Here is a 13944-nt window from a genome sequence, read left to right on the forward strand (position 1 = left end):
CGTACCCTTGAGCGGTCATGAGCACTGCAGCCCAGCCCCGCACCTACGAGGTCCGCACCTACGGGTGCCAGATGAACGTGCACGACTCCGAGCGCCTCTCGGGCCTGCTCGAGGACGCCGGCTACGCCGCGGCCCCCGAGGGGGAGCAGGCGGACGTCGTCGTGTTCAACACCTGCGCGGTGCGGGAGAACGCGGACAACCGCCTCTACGGCAACCTCGGGCACCTGGCGCCGATCAAGGCGAAGCGGCCCGGGATGCAGATCGCGGTCGGGGGCTGCATGGCGCAGAAGGACCGCGACACCGTGGTCAAGCGGGCGCCGTGGGTCGACGTGGTCTTCGGGACCCACAACATCGGCTCCCTGCCGGCGCTCCTCGACCGGGCGCGGGTGCAGGAGGAGGCGCAGGTCGAGATCCTCGAGTCGCTCGACGTGTTCCCGTCGACGCTGCCGACCAAGCGCGAGTCGGCGTACGCCGCGTGGGTGTCGGTGAGCGTGGGGTGCAACAACACGTGCACGTTCTGCATCGTGCCGAGCCTGCGGGGCAAGGAGAAGGACCGGCGGCCGGGCGAGATCCTGGCCGAGATCGAGGCGCTCGTCGCCGAGGGGGTCTCCGAGGTCACGCTGCTGGGCCAGAACGTCAACGCCTACGGCGTGGAGTTCGGTGACCGGCAGGCGTTCTCCAAGCTGCTGCGGGCCTGTGGCGCGATCGAGGGGCTGGAGCGGGTGCGGTTCACGAGCCCGCACCCGGCCGAGTTCACCGACGACGTCATCGAGGCGATGGCCGAGACGCACAACGTGATGCCGAGCCTGCACATGCCGCTGCAGTCCGGCTCGTCCAAGGTCCTCAAGGACATGCGCCGGTCCTACCGCCAGGAGAAGTTCCTCGGCATCATCGACCGGGTCCGTGCCGCGCTTCCGGACGCGGCGATCACCACCGACATCATCGTCGGCTTCCCGGGCGAGACCGAGGAGGACTTCCAGGAGACCCTCAAGGTCGTTCGGGAGGCGCGGTTCTCGGGGGCGTTCACCTTCCAGTACTCCAAGCGCCCCGGTACGCCGGCCGCGACCCTGCCCGACCAGGTCGCCCAGGCCGACGTCACCGACCGCTACAACCGGCTCGTCGAGCTGGTCAACGAGATCACCTGGGACGAGAACAAGCGCATCGTCGGGCGCGAGCTCGAGCTCATGGTCTCCGAGGGCGAGGGGCGCAAGGACGCCGCCACCCACCGGCTGTCCGGGCGCGCGCCCGACAACCGGCTCGTGCACTTCGAGGCCGACTTCTCGCAGGTCGAGGGCGTGCCGCGGCCCGGCGACATGGTGACGGTCCAGGTGACCTATGCCGCGCCGCACCACCTGGTCGCCGACGGTCCGGTACGCGCGCTGCGTCGTACCCGCTCGGGCGACGCGTGGGAGCGCCGTACGACGGCGCCCGCGCCCGCCTCCGCCGGGGTCGGGCTGGGGATGCCGTCGATCGGCGTCCCCGCGCCGCTGCCGGACGCCCCCGTCTGCGGCTGAGGCGGTACGACGTGCCCGCCGACGCGCCGACCATCCTCGCGACCTCCGGGGGTGTGGTCCCCAGCGCCCGCAACCGCTGGTCCGTCGGCCCCCTGACCCGGTACGCCGTCGACCTGGCCGGCGTCGAGGGCCGGGCGCCGCGGGTCTGCTTCCTCGCGACCGCGTGCGGCGACCAGCCCGCGGTGCTGCGCGACTTCTACGACATGGCACAGGAGGCGGGCTTCCACGGCAACCACCTCTCGCTCTTCACGATGCCCAACGTGGCCGACGTCCGGGCGCACCTGCTCGCCCAGGACGTCATCTGGGTGTGGGGCGGCAGCGTCGCGGGCCTGCTGGCGATGTGGGAGCTGCACGGCGTCGGCGCCGCGATGCGCGAGGCATGGGAGGCCGGCGTGGTGCTGACCGGGGTCTCGGCCGGATCGATCTGCTGGCACTCCGGCGGCACGACGGACTCGTTCGGGCCGGACCTGCGCCCGATCACCAACGGGCTCGGGCTGGTGCCCTACTCCAACGGCGTGCACTACGACTCCGAGGAGCAGCGGCGCCCGCTGTTCCAGCAGCTGATCGGTGACGGCGTGCTGCCGGCCGGCTACGCGACCGATGACGGCGTCGGCCTGCACTACCGCGGGACCGAGCTGGTCGAGGCGCTGACGGAGCAGGCCGGCAAGGCGGCGTATTTCGTCGAGCGGGGTGCGGCGGGCGGCGCGGTCGAGACCCGGCTGGAGACCCGGCTCCTACGCGGGTGACTCCTCGTCCGGAGCCGTCTCGGAGCGGCGCTGGTCGTCGAGGCCGAGATCGAGGTCGAGGTCGAGGTCGAGGTCGCGCGACTCGGTGCTGAAGGCGCCGTCCCCGCCGACGCCCTCGATCCGGTTCGGCCCGCCGGGAGGAGGCTCGGGAGGCTCGGTCGCGGGTTCGGGGCGCGGTGGCAGCTTCTCGTCCATGACTTCCTCTCTTGGAGCACCTAGGGCGTGTCTCCCAAGTCCCCGCCTGCTGCGCGGTGTTTGCGACTCGATCTGGCGGCGTTGTCGCAGACTCGACGGGCCTCCGGCCCGCCTTCACTGCTCCGCCTTGCCAGATCGGCCGCAAACACCGCTCGCGACGGCGCGGACTTGGGAGACACGCCCTGGAGGAGAGGTATCCGCTCGCGCGGATCCCAGTCGGGCAGGAGCCGTCAGAAGCCGTGGTGCGAGAGCGCCGGCAGGTCGCCGCGGCGCAGGCCGGCGAGCACGACCGCCTCGTGCGGGACGAGCGGGTCGGGCAGCGCGGAGAGCGGGAACCAGCGCAGGTCCGCGCACTTGGCCGGCTCGACGATCCGCGGCTCGCCGGACCAGGAGCGGGCGGTGAAGAAGAAGTCGATGCGCTCGTCGATGGGCAGGTCGTGGGCCGTGCGCTGCATCGCGGTGGCGAACACGAGGTCGAGTCCGGTGACGCCCACCTCTTCGAGGGCCTCGCGGTGGGCGGCGGTCTCGGCGGTCTCGCCGCGCTCGACGTGGCCGGCCGCGGCGGCGGCCCAGTGGCCGTCCATGTAGCCGGTGTTCTGGCGCAATTGGAGGAGCACCTCGGTGCCCGTGCCGTCCGTGTCGTCCGGGTCCTCGCGGAGGAGGAAGACGTAGGAGGCGGGAACCACCACGAATCGGGTCTTGCCGGTGGCGGGGTCCTGAACGGTCACCGAGGTGCTCTCTGCCGGTCGTCGGTGGGGACGATCAGCTGATGTCGTCGTTCTTGCCGTCGAGGCTGTCGAGCGCGTCCTTGGCCTTGTCGGCGCCGAGGTCGATCTTGTCGTCGAACTTGCCGCCCGTTTTGTCGGAGGCGAAGTCGGCAGCCTTGTCGACCGCGTCGCCGATCTTGTCGCCCTGGCTGTCGACCGCGTCGCTCAGCTTGTCCTTGGCGTCATCGAGAAAGCCCACGAGAAACCCCCAAAGGTGAGTGTCCGGCGACCCGACCTGAGCCACCGGTGTCACCTTAGAGGATCGGTCTCACGCGGGGGTGTCGTCCTCGCCCCGCTTGCCGAGCGCGTCCTTGGCCTTGTCGGTGGCCGACTCGATCTTGTCGTGGTACTTGCCCTTGGTCTTGTCGTCGACGAAGTCGGCGGCCTTGTCGAGCCCGGACTCGATCTTGTCGCCGTGCTTGTCGACCGCGTCGCCGACCTTGTCGGTGACGGTGTCCTTCGCGCCCTTCAGCTTGTCCATGAATCCCATGGCGGTCTCCTCGCGTCGTGGCCCGGGGTGGCTCCCGAGTGGGTCATTGCCACACTAATCCCATGCCGATGAGCCCGACCCCGCCCGCGACCCCCATCGTGGCGATCGTCGGCCCCACGGCCAGCGGCAAGACGGCGCTCTCGCTCGACCTCGCCGAGGCGCTGGGGGGAGAGATCGTCAACACCGACGCCATGCAGGTCTACCGCGGCATGGACATCGGTACGGCGAAGCTACCGCCCGCCGAGCGGCGCGGCATTCCGCACCACCTGCTCGACACGCTCCAGGTCCGCGACCCGGCCACGGTCGCGGAGTTCCAGGGATGGGCGCGGACGGCGATCGCCGCGCTGCGCGCACGGGGCGCGACGCCCGTCCTGGTGGGCGGGTCCGCGCTCTACACGCGGGCGATCCTCGACCGCTTCGACTTTCCCGGCACCGACCCGGCCGTCCGGGCGCGGCTGGAGGCCGAGCTCGACGAGGTCGGCAGCGCGACCCTGCACGCGCGGCTGCGGACGCTCGACCCGCCGGCGGCGGAGCGGATCGAGGTCGAGAACGGGCGCCGCGTCGTCCGGGCGCTGGAGGTCATCGAGATCACCGGGGAGCCGTTCAGCGCCCACCTCCCCGTCCAGGAGTACGCCGACCCGCGCACCGTCCAGCTCGGCGTCGCGATCGACCGCGACGTCCTGGAGGAGCGGATCGTGCTGCGGGTGCGGACGATGTTCGACGACGGGCTGCTCGACGAGGTCGAGCGCCTGCTGGCCGAGGGCCTGGCGGAGAGCCGGACCGCGGCGGCCGCGATCGGCTACCGGCAGGCGGCGGCGGTGCTCGCGGGGGAGATGTCGGTCGCCGAGGCCATCGACAAGACGGTGATCGCGACGCGCCAGTTCGCCCGGCGCCAGATGGCCTGGTGGCGCAACGACCCCCGCATCACCTGGCTCGAGCACGACGACCCGGAGCGCGTCGCCCGGGCGCTGAGCGTGGTCCGGGCGGTCTGAGCCGCCTCAGCGCAGCCGCGCCAGCGCGGTCTCGGCCGCGTGGAAGCCGCCCATCCCGTGCACGCCCGCGCCCGGCGGGGTCGCCGCGGAGCACAGGTAGACGCCCGGGACGCCCAGCTCGTAGGGGGAGAGCGCGATCCGCGGCCGGAAGGCGACCTGGCGCGCGGTGTTGGCACCGGCGCTGATGTCGCCGCCGACGTAGTTGGCGTTGTAGGCCTCCAGCGCGGCCGGACCGCGGGGAGCCACGGCGAGGACGCGTTCGCGGAAGCCGGGCGCGAACCGCTCGACCTGGCTCAGGACGGCCTCGGTCGCGTCGCCGTCGTAGCCGTGGGGGACGTACGCGTAGGCGTAGACGGGGTGGGTCGTGCCGGAGGAGCGGGAGGGATCGGCGAGGTACTGCTGGCCGAGCAGCACGAACGGCCGCTCGGGCATCTCGCCGCGCACGGTGGCGGCCTCGATCGCGGCGACCTCCTCGGCGGTGCCGCCGAGGTGGAGGGTGCCGGCCCGGCGGCAGGCCTCGTTGGTCCAGGGGATGTCGCCCTCGATCGCGAGGTCGACCTTGAAGGCGGCGGGGCCGTAGGTGTAGCGGGCGAGCGCGCGGCGCACGCGCGGGGGCAGGCGGTCGCCGACGATGTCGAGGACGCCGGCCGGCGCCGTGTCCAGCAGTACGACGTCCGGTGCGGCGCCGCCGGTCAGCTCGCGGACCTGGTCGAGCGAGGTCACCCGGACCCCCGTGCGGACGGTGCCGCCGAGCGAGGTGAGCACCGAGAGCAGGGCGCGGGTGATCGAGGCCGTGCCGCCCTCGGCGACCGGCCAGCCGACCGCGTGGGCGGTGGCGGTGAGCATCAGCCCGACCGAGCCCGACAGGGGTGTGTCGAGACGGCCGAAGACATGGGCGGCGACGCCCGAGAACAGCGCCCGGGCGGGGTCGTCGCGGAACCGGGCCGTCGTCCAGGTGGCCGGCTGCAGTGCCTTGACACCGAACCGGCCGAGGGTGACCGGGTGGCGGGGCAGGTGCGTGACCGGCTGGAAGACCTCGTCGACGAGGTCGTCGAAGTGGCGCACCATCGGCCCTAAGATCCGCTGCCAGCGGGCCGCGTCGACGCCGAGCGAGGCCGTGGCGGACGCCGCGAGCGAGCGGGTCGCGTAGCCCGCGCGGCCGTCGTCCAGGGGATGGGCGAGGTCGATCTCGGGCCAGCGCCAGCGCAGGCCGTGCTCCTCCAGCCCGAGCGAGCTGAAGAAGGGGGAGGCGACGCCCGTCGGGTGGAAGGCCGCGCAGTCGTCGTGGAGCAGCCCGGGGAGCGTGAGCTCGCTGGTCCGGGTCCCGCCCCCGGGGCGCTCGTGCGCCTCGAGGACGGTCACCGACAGCCCCGCCTGGGCGAGCCGGATCGCTCCGGCCAGCCCGTTGGGTCCGCTGCCGACCACGACGGCGGTGGTCACGACACGGGATCCTTCCCGCCGGTGAGGGTGCTCTGCCGGCGATAGCCGTCCGCGGTCCAGCTCACCTGGAGCGGCACCGGGCCGTTGGGCAGCCACGGCTGCTCCTTGACGCAGTCGCGCACGTCCCAGCTGCCGCGCTCGACGACGCCGAGCGCGGCGTCGATGACGCGGTACTGCTGGGGCCGCGAGGTCTTCCAGGGCGTCGCCTGGGACTCGCAGTAGGCCACCACGAGGTCGCCCGGCGCGAGGCCGAGGCGCTTCTGGATCGCGGCGACGAGGCGCTCGTCGTGCAGGTGCCCGTCGCCGAAGTTCCAGCCGACGATGATGTTGCAGACGAACTCGCCCTCGCGGACCGCACGGGTCTCGATGTCGTCGAGGTGCTCGTAGAGCACCGAGAACAGGCCGCGGCCCTGGCTGTGCATCGAGCGCCAGGCGAGCGCCTTCTGGATGGTCATCTCCGCCTCGTCGGCGGTGTAGGGCATCGGCTGCATCCGCTGGAGCTGGTCGACCTGGTTCTCCACGAGCGGCAGCTCGTTGAGCCGCTCCTCGATGCCCGGGCGCATGGTCCACACGGCGGAGGCCCAGTTGCCGGCGTACTGGCGCATCGAGGGGAGGAACGACACGAGGTCGGGGCGCAGGTTGCCGAGCACCGGGCCGAAGAGCAGCAGCGCGAAGACCGGGATGAGCAGCAGGGGCTCGGAGAAGTTCCAGATGTTGTACGTCGACGCCTCGAAGCCGTCGCCGAAGCCGGCCCACAGCACGATGGCGATGTAGCCGAAGTAGACGTTCCACTCCAGCGGCACCGCGAGCGGGAACGTCGAGGTGATGTAGATGTGGAAGACCAGCATGGCGACGGCGCCGAGCAGGGCGATCGTGTTGTTCGTGGTGAGCAGCAGCACGACCGGGATGATGATCTCGACGGTCGTGCCGCCCACGTGGGCCATGAACCAGGCGAGCCGGCTGGGCCGGAGGTCGTCGGGGGCGCTGCGGTAGTGCAGGCGCTTGACGACGTCGAGCTGGCCCGGGCTGTTGGACACCATCGGCGGGACGACGTTGATGAAGTGCTCGCCGATCTTGGAGACGCCGGCGCCGATCCAGACGATGCAGATGATGATCTTGAACGCGACGACGAGGTTGACGAAGTCCGCCGCGGAGGCGCCGTCGCTGAGCGCGATCGCCCCGAAGGTGGCCGAGAACAGCATGATCGGCAGGTACTGCTCGGAGCGGGCGGCCAGGAAGACGACCTTGTCGCGCAGCCCCATCAGCGGCATCGTCACCAGGATCGGGAGGAACGCGAGCGGGGGCACGAGCTCCTGCGGGCCGGTGCCGGACGGCAGCAGCCGCACGGGATCGGCGTGCGCGAGCAGGGGGTAGACCAGGCTGGCCAGCACGGCGACGTACAGCAGGACGTCGACGACGGTGCGCTCGTCGCCGCCGGTCAGCGGGACGCGGCGGCCCCACGGGGCCATCCGGATCGTGCCGGGGCGCAGCCAGTAGCGGATGTTGCCGAGCATCGGCACGAAGTGGCCGCACAGCGGGCCGAACGCGCCGCCGAGGCCGATCACCTCGAGGAGCATCAGCCAGATCGCGAGCTTCTGGTAGACGACGACATTGTCGAACCACGTGCTCGGGTCGGTGAAGTGGACGTGGTCGGTCGTCGCGGAGGTGATGGCCAGGCCGACGGCGAAGTAGAGGCCCAGCATCTTGAGGATGTAGACCACGTGGAGCATCCGCGGGGTGTTGAAGCCCGCGGTCACCCAGTTGGTGCTCAGCACCCGGATCCGCTCCCGCAGGGGGAGCACGAGGAAGTCGGCCGGCGGCATCGGCTCCGGCTCGGGCTTGAAGAATCCCATCTCAGGACTCCTTGCTCGTCGTGGCGGCGAGACGGGCCCGCAGGGCGGGCTTGTCGATCTTGCCGACGGGGTTCTTGGGCAGCGCGTCCAGGACGTGGACCACGACCGGGACCTTGATCTTGGTCAGCTCCTCCCGGCAGCGGGCGAGGAGGACGTCGACGTCGATCACCGCGCCGGGCTCCGGCGCGACGAACGCGACCGGTACCTCGCCGTAGACGGAGTCGGCGCCACCGACCACCGACGCCTCCAGGACGCCGGTCCCGCCGTGCAGGACGTTCTCGATCTCCTTGGGATAGATGTTCTCGCCCCCGCGGATGATCATGTCCTTGATCCGGTCCACGATGCGCAGGTAGCCGTCCTCGTCCAGGATCCCGACGTCGCCGGTGTGCAGCCAGCCGTCGCCGAGCACCTCGGCGGTGGCCTCGGGCCGGTTGAGGTAGCCGCGCATCACGTTGTCGCCCTTGACGACGACCTCGCCGCGCTCGCCGGCGGGCAGCAGCGCGCCGTCGGGGGCCATGATCGCGACCAGCTGGCCCGGCAGCGCGGGACCGACCGTGCCGGGCTTGCGGACGCCGTCGACGGGATTGCAGGTCGACGCGCAGGTGCCCTCGGAGAGGCCGTAGCCCTCGACCAGCGGGAAGCCGAACCGCTTCTCGACGGCCGCGAAGAGCTCCGGCGGCGCGGGGGCGGCGCCGCAGATCGCGAAGCGCACGGAGCTCACGTCGGCGGTGAACTCGGCCGGCAGCGCGACCAGGTGGCTGTAGATCGTCGGCACCGCCGAGAAGTACGTCGGCCGGTAGCGCTCGATCGCGCCGAGGAACTCGACCGGGTGGAAGCGCTGCAGCACGGTCAGCTGGGCGCCGACCGACATCGGCGTCAAGAAGCTCACGCAGATCGCGTTGACGTGGAACAGGGGGAGCACCAGCAGGCAGTGGTCGTCCGCGCCGGCCCGGATGCCCTCGCCCATCCCGGAGATCATCGCGGCGAGGTTGCCGTGGTCGAGCATCACGCCCTTGGGCCGGCCGGTCGAGCCGCTCGTGTAGACGAGGAGCGCGAGGTCGCCCGGCGCCGTCTCGGCCGGCGGCAGCGTGCCGGCGGGCTCGGTCGGCAGGTCCGCGACGTTGTCGCGGTCGATCACGAGCACCGCGCCCGAGTCGCTGATCTGGTGCCCGGACTCGGTGGCGGTGAACGTCGGGTTGACCGGCGTCGCGGCCGCGCCGAGACGCCAGGCGGCCATGATCACGACGAGCAGCTCGACCTGGTTCGGCAGCATCACCGCGACCACGGACCCGCGGCGGACACCCTGCGCGGCGAGGTGCTCGGCCGCGGCCTCGACCCGCACGGCGAACCCGCGGTAGTCGAGCGCGATCCGCTCGTCGCGGACACACGGGCGCTCGTCGTACGCCGTGGGGCGGCGCCAGGGGAGGTAGGTCAGCGTCATGCTGGGACCGTAGGACGCGACCGATCCACGGTTCTTGGTGCGCGGAACCAAACCCGGTCGCCGGAATCGGCGTGCCGGGGCCAAGGCGGGTCGCCGTCCCGGTCTGGCATCCTGGCGTGACCGCCGTCACCGTTGGTCTCGGGGGCCAACGACCAAGGGGGCGCAGCGTGCCGGACGCGGAGAGCGAGCTCCAGGGCGTCGCCGCGCTCCTCGCCGAGCGCCGGGTCGAGCTGACCGCCTTCCTGGTGCGCGAGTTCGGGGAGCGGATCCCCGAGCTGCCGCGCGACCCGGTCCTCGTCGACCTGCTCAACGGCAGCGCCGGGTCCAACCTCGAGACGCTCTCGCACCTGCTGCGCGGGCACGTCCCGGTCACCGACATCCAGGCGCCGTCCGCGGCGGTCGAGTACGCCCGCCGGCTCGCCCAGCGCGGCACCCTGCCCAGCGCGCTGCTGCGGGCCTACCGGCTCGGCCAGCAGCTCATCCTGCGCTGGGCCTACGAGGAGATCGAGCGCCGGGTCCCGGACCCGGTGCTGGCGCTCGAGACGAGCCGGCTGCTCACCGAGACCTCGTTCGTGTACGTCGACGCGGTCTCCGAGGAGGTCATCGGCGCCTACCAGTCCGAGCGCGAGCGGTGGCTGACCAACCGCAGCGCCGTCCAGCGCGAGACCGTCGACGCGCTGCTGCGCGACGACCGGCTCGACCTGGCCGCGACCGAGGCCGCGCTCGGCTACCGGCTGCGCCAGCACCACCTGGGCCTCGTGCTGTGGACCGAGGCGGGCGCGGGCGACCTCGCCGTGGTCGAGCGGACCGTCGGCCGGATCGCCGAGCGGCTCGGCGCGGCCGGGCACCCGCTGTTCGTCCCGCGCGACCGCGAGACCGCCTGGGCGTGGGTGCCGATCGGGCGCACGGCCGAGGCCGACCTCAGCGTCGTCGGCACCGTCGTCGCCGAGTGCGGCGCCCCGGTGTCGGTCGCGGTCGGCGAGCCCGGCGCCGGTGAGCCCGGCTTCCGGATCACCCACGTCGGCGCTGCCGCCGCCCACGAGGTCGCCCAGCTCGGGCAGCTCCCCGCCGGCCACGTCATCGGGTACGACGACCCGACCGTGCGCGCCGCCGCCCTCCTCGCCCGCGACCTGCCCAGCACCCGCCGGATGGTGCGCGGGACCCTCGGCGACCTCGCCGACGACTCCGAGGGCGCGGCCCGGCTGCGCGAGACGCTGCTGGCGTTCGTCGAGGAGCGGGAGAGCTATGTCGCCACCGCGGCCCGGGTGCACCTGCACAAGAACACCGTGAAGTACCGCGTGGACCGGGCCGTCGAGGCCCGCGGCAAGCCGCTCGGCGAGGACCGTCTCGACCTCGAGCTCGCGCTGATCGCCTGCCGCTGGCTCGGGCCCGAGGTGCTCGGCCGGTCCTGACGGGTGCGGAGCGGACCTGCGCAAGAACGGTCAAGCGGCCCGCCCGCCCGAGCGACGACACTGGTCCCATGACCGGCCGTGATCGCCTCCGCGAGCTCCTCGACGCGGTGCTCGACGAGGACCACCGGACGCTGGAGCAGATGGCGGACGGCGCGTACGCGTCGCCGTACCACTTCAGCCGGGTGCTCTCGCGCGACACCGGCGAGGCGCCGGTCGCGATGCGGCGCCGGGTGATGCTGGAGCGTGCGGCCTGGCGGCTGGGGCAGGGGAGCACGGTCACCGATGCCGCCTGGGAGGCGGGCTACGCGTCGGTCGAGGGCTTCAGCCGGGCGTTCACCCGGGCCTACGGGCACCCGCCGAGCAGCGTCGGCGGGGCCGAGGGCAGCACCTGGCTGCCGGCCGGCAACGGCATCCACTTCCACCCGCCCACGAGCCTGTGGGTGCACAGCACGGAGCAGACCATGAACCCGCTGACCGACCAGCTCGTCCGGCACGACCTCGACGACACCCGGGTGCTGCTCGAGCTCGCCAAGGGGCTCTCCGACGAGGTCTTCCGCCAGGTCCGGATCCCCGGCCACGAGGTGAACGCGTGGGAGGGCCCCGAGGAGTCGATCGCGGTCGTGCTGGAGCACCACGTCGGTACCAAGGAGGTCTGGCTCGCCGCGATCGACGGCGACGACCTCCCCGAGCGGCCCGCGGACGCGAGCGCCGCCGACCTGCTCGAGCGCCACGACGAGGTCGCGGCCCGCTGGCTGGCGTTCGTCCGCGGGGTCGAGGCGCGCGCCGGGTGGGACGATCGGCTCATCGACGCGCTGTGCGAGCCGCCGGAGAGCTTCCAGCTCGGCAGCGTCGTCGCCCACGTCCTGACCTTCGCCGCCCACCGGCGGCAGCTCGCCCGTCACCTGCTGCGCAGCGCAGGAGTCGAGACCGACGACGGCGACCCGATCACCTGGCTGCGCGCCGAGAGGGGAGAGCACGCATGACCCGCGTCGTCTACTACACCGCCACCACCCTGGACGGCTTCCTCGCCGACCCGGACGACTCGCTCGACTGGTTGATGCGCCAGGACCTCGACGAGCACGGACCCCAGAACTACGGCGAGTTCATCGCGACCATCGGGGCGCTCGTGATGGGCTCGACGACGTACGAGTGGGTGCTGGCGAACATCAAGCGCAACGGCGAGCCCTGGTACTACCCCCAGCCCACCTGGGTGATGACCTCCCGCACGCTGGGGACGCCCGAGGGCGCCGACGTGCGGTTCGCCCAGGGCGAGATCGCCACCGTGCTCGACGAGCTGCGCGCGGCCGCCGACGGCAAGGACGTGTGGGTGGTCGGGGGCGGCGACCTGGCCGGCCAGGTCGCGGACGCCGGGCAGCTCGACGAGGTGATCGTGTCGGTCGCGCCCGTGGTGCTCGGCGCCGGACGCCCGCTGCTGCCGCGCCGGATGGACCTGCGCCTGGTCGAGACCGCCCCCAACGGCGCCTTCGTCACCGCGCGCTACGAGGTGCTCGGCGCGCTGAAGGAGGACCGGCCTAACCTGGACGGGTGAGCGCCGAGACCTGGACCGAGATCACCGACGACGCCGCCCTCACCGCCCTGCTGGGCGAGCCGACGGTCGCCGTGCGCAACAAGGAGCGCGCGGCGCTGACCGACGTCGACCGCGACTGGCTCGCCTCCTCGCCGTTCTGCATGGTCGCCACCGCCGACGACCAGGGCCGGTGCGACGTCTCGCCCAAGGGCGACCCGGCGGGGCGGCTCGTCCACGTCATCGACGACACGACCCTCGCGATCGCCGAGCGGCCCGGCAACCGCCGGGCCGACGGCTACCGCAACATCCTGGTCAACCCCCAGGTCGGGCTGAACTTCCTCATCCCCGGCCGCGGCGACACGTTGCGGATCAACGGCCGCGCCCGGCTGGTGAGCGAGGCGCCGTTCTTCGACGACATGGTGGTCAAGGGGCACCGGCCCCTGCTGGCGGTGGTCGTCGAGATCGAGACGATCTTCTTCCACTGCGCCAAGGCGTTCCTGCGCTCCCAGCTGTGGCGCCCCGAGACCTGGGAGCCGGAGTCGCGGGTGCCGCGCCGTGCCGTCCTCTCGCACCGGCTGGAGCGGCCGGACACGCCGCTCGAGGAGCTCGACGACTACTACGGCCCGCGCTACGAGCAGGGGCTCTACGGCGCGCCGCCGGCCTGAGCCGGAGCCACCGCCTCACCGGCTCCCGGCGTCGAGGAAGCCGACGAGCGCCGGCTCCGGGTCCATCGTCGTGGTGGTGTTGGCCAGCGCGACGACGCCCAGCAGCACCGCCGCGGACAGGGCGACGACGGCCGTCGGCCGGCCGCGCCGGCGCCAGGAGCGCACGCCCATGACGGCCAGCACGACCGCTGTCGCGCCGGCGAGGACCGCGACCACGGCGTGGTAGACCGCGAAGTCGTGCACGAGCCCGTCGAACGCCGTCGTCCCCCGGGCATCGGCGGCGGCCGACACCGCGTCCGCCGGGAGCATCGAGAGCAGCGAGGAGACGGGAGCGATCGCGCCCTGCACGTTGGCGATCACGAGCACCACGGCGGCCGCGGCCACCAGCACCAGGCCCGCCGTGGCGACGGGGGGACGCCGGCGCCGGCGGCGCAGGACGCTCACCACGACGGCGAGCAGGAGCGCGGCCGCGACCGCCTTCACCAGGTGGAAGGTGGCCCAGTAGTCGGCCGCGCGGCTCAGCGCGTGGCCCAGCGTGCCGTCCCCGAGGCGCCAGTGCTCGGCGAAGGCGCCGGGCAGCCCGTCGCGCAGCGCGCCGACGCTGGAGAAGTCGCCGACCACGAGGGTGGCGAGCAGGCTCGGGGCGAACGCGACGGCGGCGACGAGGACCGCGCCGAGCACGGTCAGCTGACGTGAGGAGGTCATGCCCCGACGCTAGGCGCGAGCGGCCTCCGTCCGCGTCGGACCGCGGGCTGATCTGCGCCCTCCCGGCGTCCACCCGAGGTCGCACCCGGGGCGCTTCCCGGGCACTTCCGGGGCGCTTCCCCGGCGCGGACGGCGCGGGCTCGATGATCCGGCGGGGTGAGTCACGTAAGGTGACACGGTCTTCGTTGTCACCCAG

General features: G+C 72.7%; 15 protein-coding genes. 7 read left to right on the plus strand and 8 right to left on the minus strand.

From position 1 onward, the window contains the following. Positions 1-17: 17 nt before the first annotated feature. Positions 18-1514, plus strand: a complete 1497-nt coding sequence (gene miaB / locus M0M48_RS29635) for a tRNA (N6-isopentenyl adenosine(37)-C2)-methylthiotransferase MiaB (RefSeq protein WP_257753869.1) — start codon at positions 18-20, stop codon at positions 1512-1514. 11 nt (positions 1515-1525) lie between these two features. Beyond that, positions 1526-2260, plus strand: a complete 735-nt coding sequence (locus M0M48_RS29640) for a Type 1 glutamine amidotransferase-like domain-containing protein (RefSeq protein WP_257753870.1) — start codon at positions 1526-1528, stop codon at positions 2258-2260. Here M0M48_RS29640 and M0M48_RS29645 read toward each other — a convergent pair. The 4 genes from M0M48_RS29645 to M0M48_RS29660 form a co-directional block, all read right to left on the minus strand. Next, positions 2249-2455, minus strand: coding sequence for a hypothetical protein (locus tag M0M48_RS29645; RefSeq protein WP_257753871.1), 207 nt, complete (start codon positions 2453-2455; stop codon positions 2249-2251). The genes M0M48_RS29640 and M0M48_RS29645 overlap by 12 nt on opposite strands. Before the next feature lie 230 nt (positions 2456-2685). After that, positions 2686-3183 (minus strand): NUDIX hydrolase, encoded by a 498-nt coding sequence (locus tag M0M48_RS29650; RefSeq protein WP_257753872.1) that lies wholly within the window; start codon positions 3181-3183, stop codon positions 2686-2688. A gap of 34 nt (positions 3184-3217) precedes the next feature. Continuing rightward, positions 3218-3421, minus strand: a complete 204-nt coding sequence (locus M0M48_RS29655; RefSeq protein WP_215813298.1) for an antitoxin — start codon at positions 3419-3421, stop codon at positions 3218-3220. Between the two features lie 69 nt (positions 3422-3490). Next, complete coding sequence (locus M0M48_RS29660; RefSeq protein WP_215813297.1) at positions 3491-3712, minus strand: antitoxin; 222 nt, start codon at positions 3710-3712, stop codon at positions 3491-3493. Between the two features lie 68 nt (positions 3713-3780). Here M0M48_RS29660 and miaA point away from each other — a divergent pair, with 68 nt between their 5' ends. Then, on the plus strand, positions 3781-4704 hold the full coding sequence (gene miaA / locus M0M48_RS29665; RefSeq protein WP_257754435.1) for a tRNA (adenosine(37)-N6)-dimethylallyltransferase MiaA: 924 nt from the start codon (positions 3781-3783) through the stop codon (positions 4702-4704). 6 nt (positions 4705-4710) lie between these two features. On the opposite strand, the gene M0M48_RS29670 is transcribed toward miaA, so the two are convergent. From M0M48_RS29670 to M0M48_RS29680, 3 genes are read right to left on the minus strand one after another with little or no spacing between them, the layout of a single operon-like run. Further along, entirely contained in the window at positions 4711-6144 is a 1434-nt protein-coding gene (locus tag M0M48_RS29670; protein ID WP_257753873.1) for a phytoene desaturase family protein, read from the minus strand. Continuing rightward, entirely contained in the window at positions 6141-7997 is a 1857-nt protein-coding gene (locus tag M0M48_RS29675; protein WP_257753874.1) for a DUF3556 domain-containing protein, read from the minus strand. The genes M0M48_RS29670 and M0M48_RS29675 overlap by 4 nt, the downstream gene beginning before the upstream one ends. Before the next feature lies 1 nt (position 7998). Continuing rightward, complete coding sequence (locus tag M0M48_RS29680; protein ID WP_257753875.1) at positions 7999-9438, minus strand: class I adenylate-forming enzyme family protein; 1440 nt, start codon at positions 9436-9438, stop codon at positions 7999-8001. 167 nt (positions 9439-9605) lie between these two features. On the opposite strand from M0M48_RS29680, the gene M0M48_RS29685 reads away from it, so the two are divergent. The 4 genes from M0M48_RS29685 (at position 9606) to M0M48_RS29700 (ending at position 13043) form a co-directional block, all read left to right on the plus strand. Further along, a complete protein-coding gene (locus M0M48_RS29685) occupies positions 9606-10850 on the plus strand; it encodes a PucR family transcriptional regulator (protein WP_215813293.1) in 1245 nt (414 codons plus the stop codon). A 68-nt stretch (positions 10851-10918) separates the two neighbouring features. Continuing rightward, positions 10919-11833 carry a helix-turn-helix domain-containing protein gene (locus M0M48_RS29690; protein ID WP_257753876.1) on the plus strand — a complete coding sequence of 305 codons (915 nt, stop codon included), beginning with the start codon at positions 10919-10921 and terminating at the stop codon, positions 11831-11833. Next, a complete protein-coding gene (locus M0M48_RS29695; RefSeq protein WP_257753877.1) occupies positions 11830-12399 on the plus strand; it encodes a dihydrofolate reductase family protein in 570 nt (189 codons plus the stop codon). Before M0M48_RS29690 ends, M0M48_RS29695 begins: the two co-directional genes overlap by 4 nt. Continuing rightward, entirely contained in the window at positions 12396-13043 is a 648-nt protein-coding gene (locus tag M0M48_RS29700; protein WP_215813290.1) for an MSMEG_1061 family FMN-dependent PPOX-type flavoprotein, read from the plus strand. Before M0M48_RS29695 ends, M0M48_RS29700 begins: the two co-directional genes overlap by 4 nt. 15 nt (positions 13044-13058) lie before the next feature. On the opposite strand, the gene M0M48_RS29705 is transcribed toward M0M48_RS29700, so the two are convergent. Continuing rightward, positions 13059-13748, minus strand: coding sequence for a hypothetical protein (locus M0M48_RS29705; protein ID WP_257753878.1), 690 nt, complete (start codon positions 13746-13748; stop codon positions 13059-13061). Positions 13749-13944: the final 196 nt, after the last annotated feature.

Origin of the sequence: Pimelobacter simplex (assembly GCF_024662235.1) — a bacterium.
Lineage (GTDB): Bacteria > Actinomycetota > Actinomycetes > Propionibacteriales > Nocardioidaceae > Nocardioides.

What these genes read in the sequence shown, in the direction of transcription:
- miaA (WP_257754435.1), top strand. Translation starts at nt 3,781, where the DNA reads ATGAGCCCGACCCCGCCCGCGACCCCCATCGTGGCGATCGTCGGCCCC.
- M0M48_RS29660 (WP_215813297.1), bottom strand. Translation starts at nt 3,712, where the DNA reads ATGGGATTCATGGACAAGCTGAAGGGCGCGAAGGACACCGTCACCGAC.
- M0M48_RS29680 (WP_257753875.1), bottom strand. Translation starts at nt 9,438, where the DNA reads ATGACGCTGACCTACCTCCCCTGGCGCCGCCCCACGGCGTACGACGAG.
- miaB (WP_257753869.1), top strand. Translation starts at nt 18, where the DNA reads ATGAGCACTGCAGCCCAGCCCCGCACCTACGAGGTCCGCACCTACGGG.
- M0M48_RS29695 (WP_257753877.1), top strand. Translation starts at nt 11,830, where the DNA reads ATGACCCGCGTCGTCTACTACACCGCCACCACCCTGGACGGCTTCCTC.
- M0M48_RS29705 (WP_257753878.1), bottom strand. Translation starts at nt 13,748, where the DNA reads ATGACCTCCTCACGTCAGCTGACCGTGCTCGGCGCGGTCCTCGTCGCC.
- M0M48_RS29690 (WP_257753876.1), top strand. Translation starts at nt 10,919, where the DNA reads ATGACCGGCCGTGATCGCCTCCGCGAGCTCCTCGACGCGGTGCTCGAC.
- M0M48_RS29645 (WP_257753871.1), bottom strand. Translation starts at nt 2,455, where the DNA reads ATGGACGAGAAGCTGCCACCGCGCCCCGAACCCGCGACCGAGCCTCCC.
- M0M48_RS29675 (WP_257753874.1), bottom strand. Translation starts at nt 7,997, where the DNA reads ATGGGATTCTTCAAGCCCGAGCCGGAGCCGATGCCGCCGGCCGACTTC.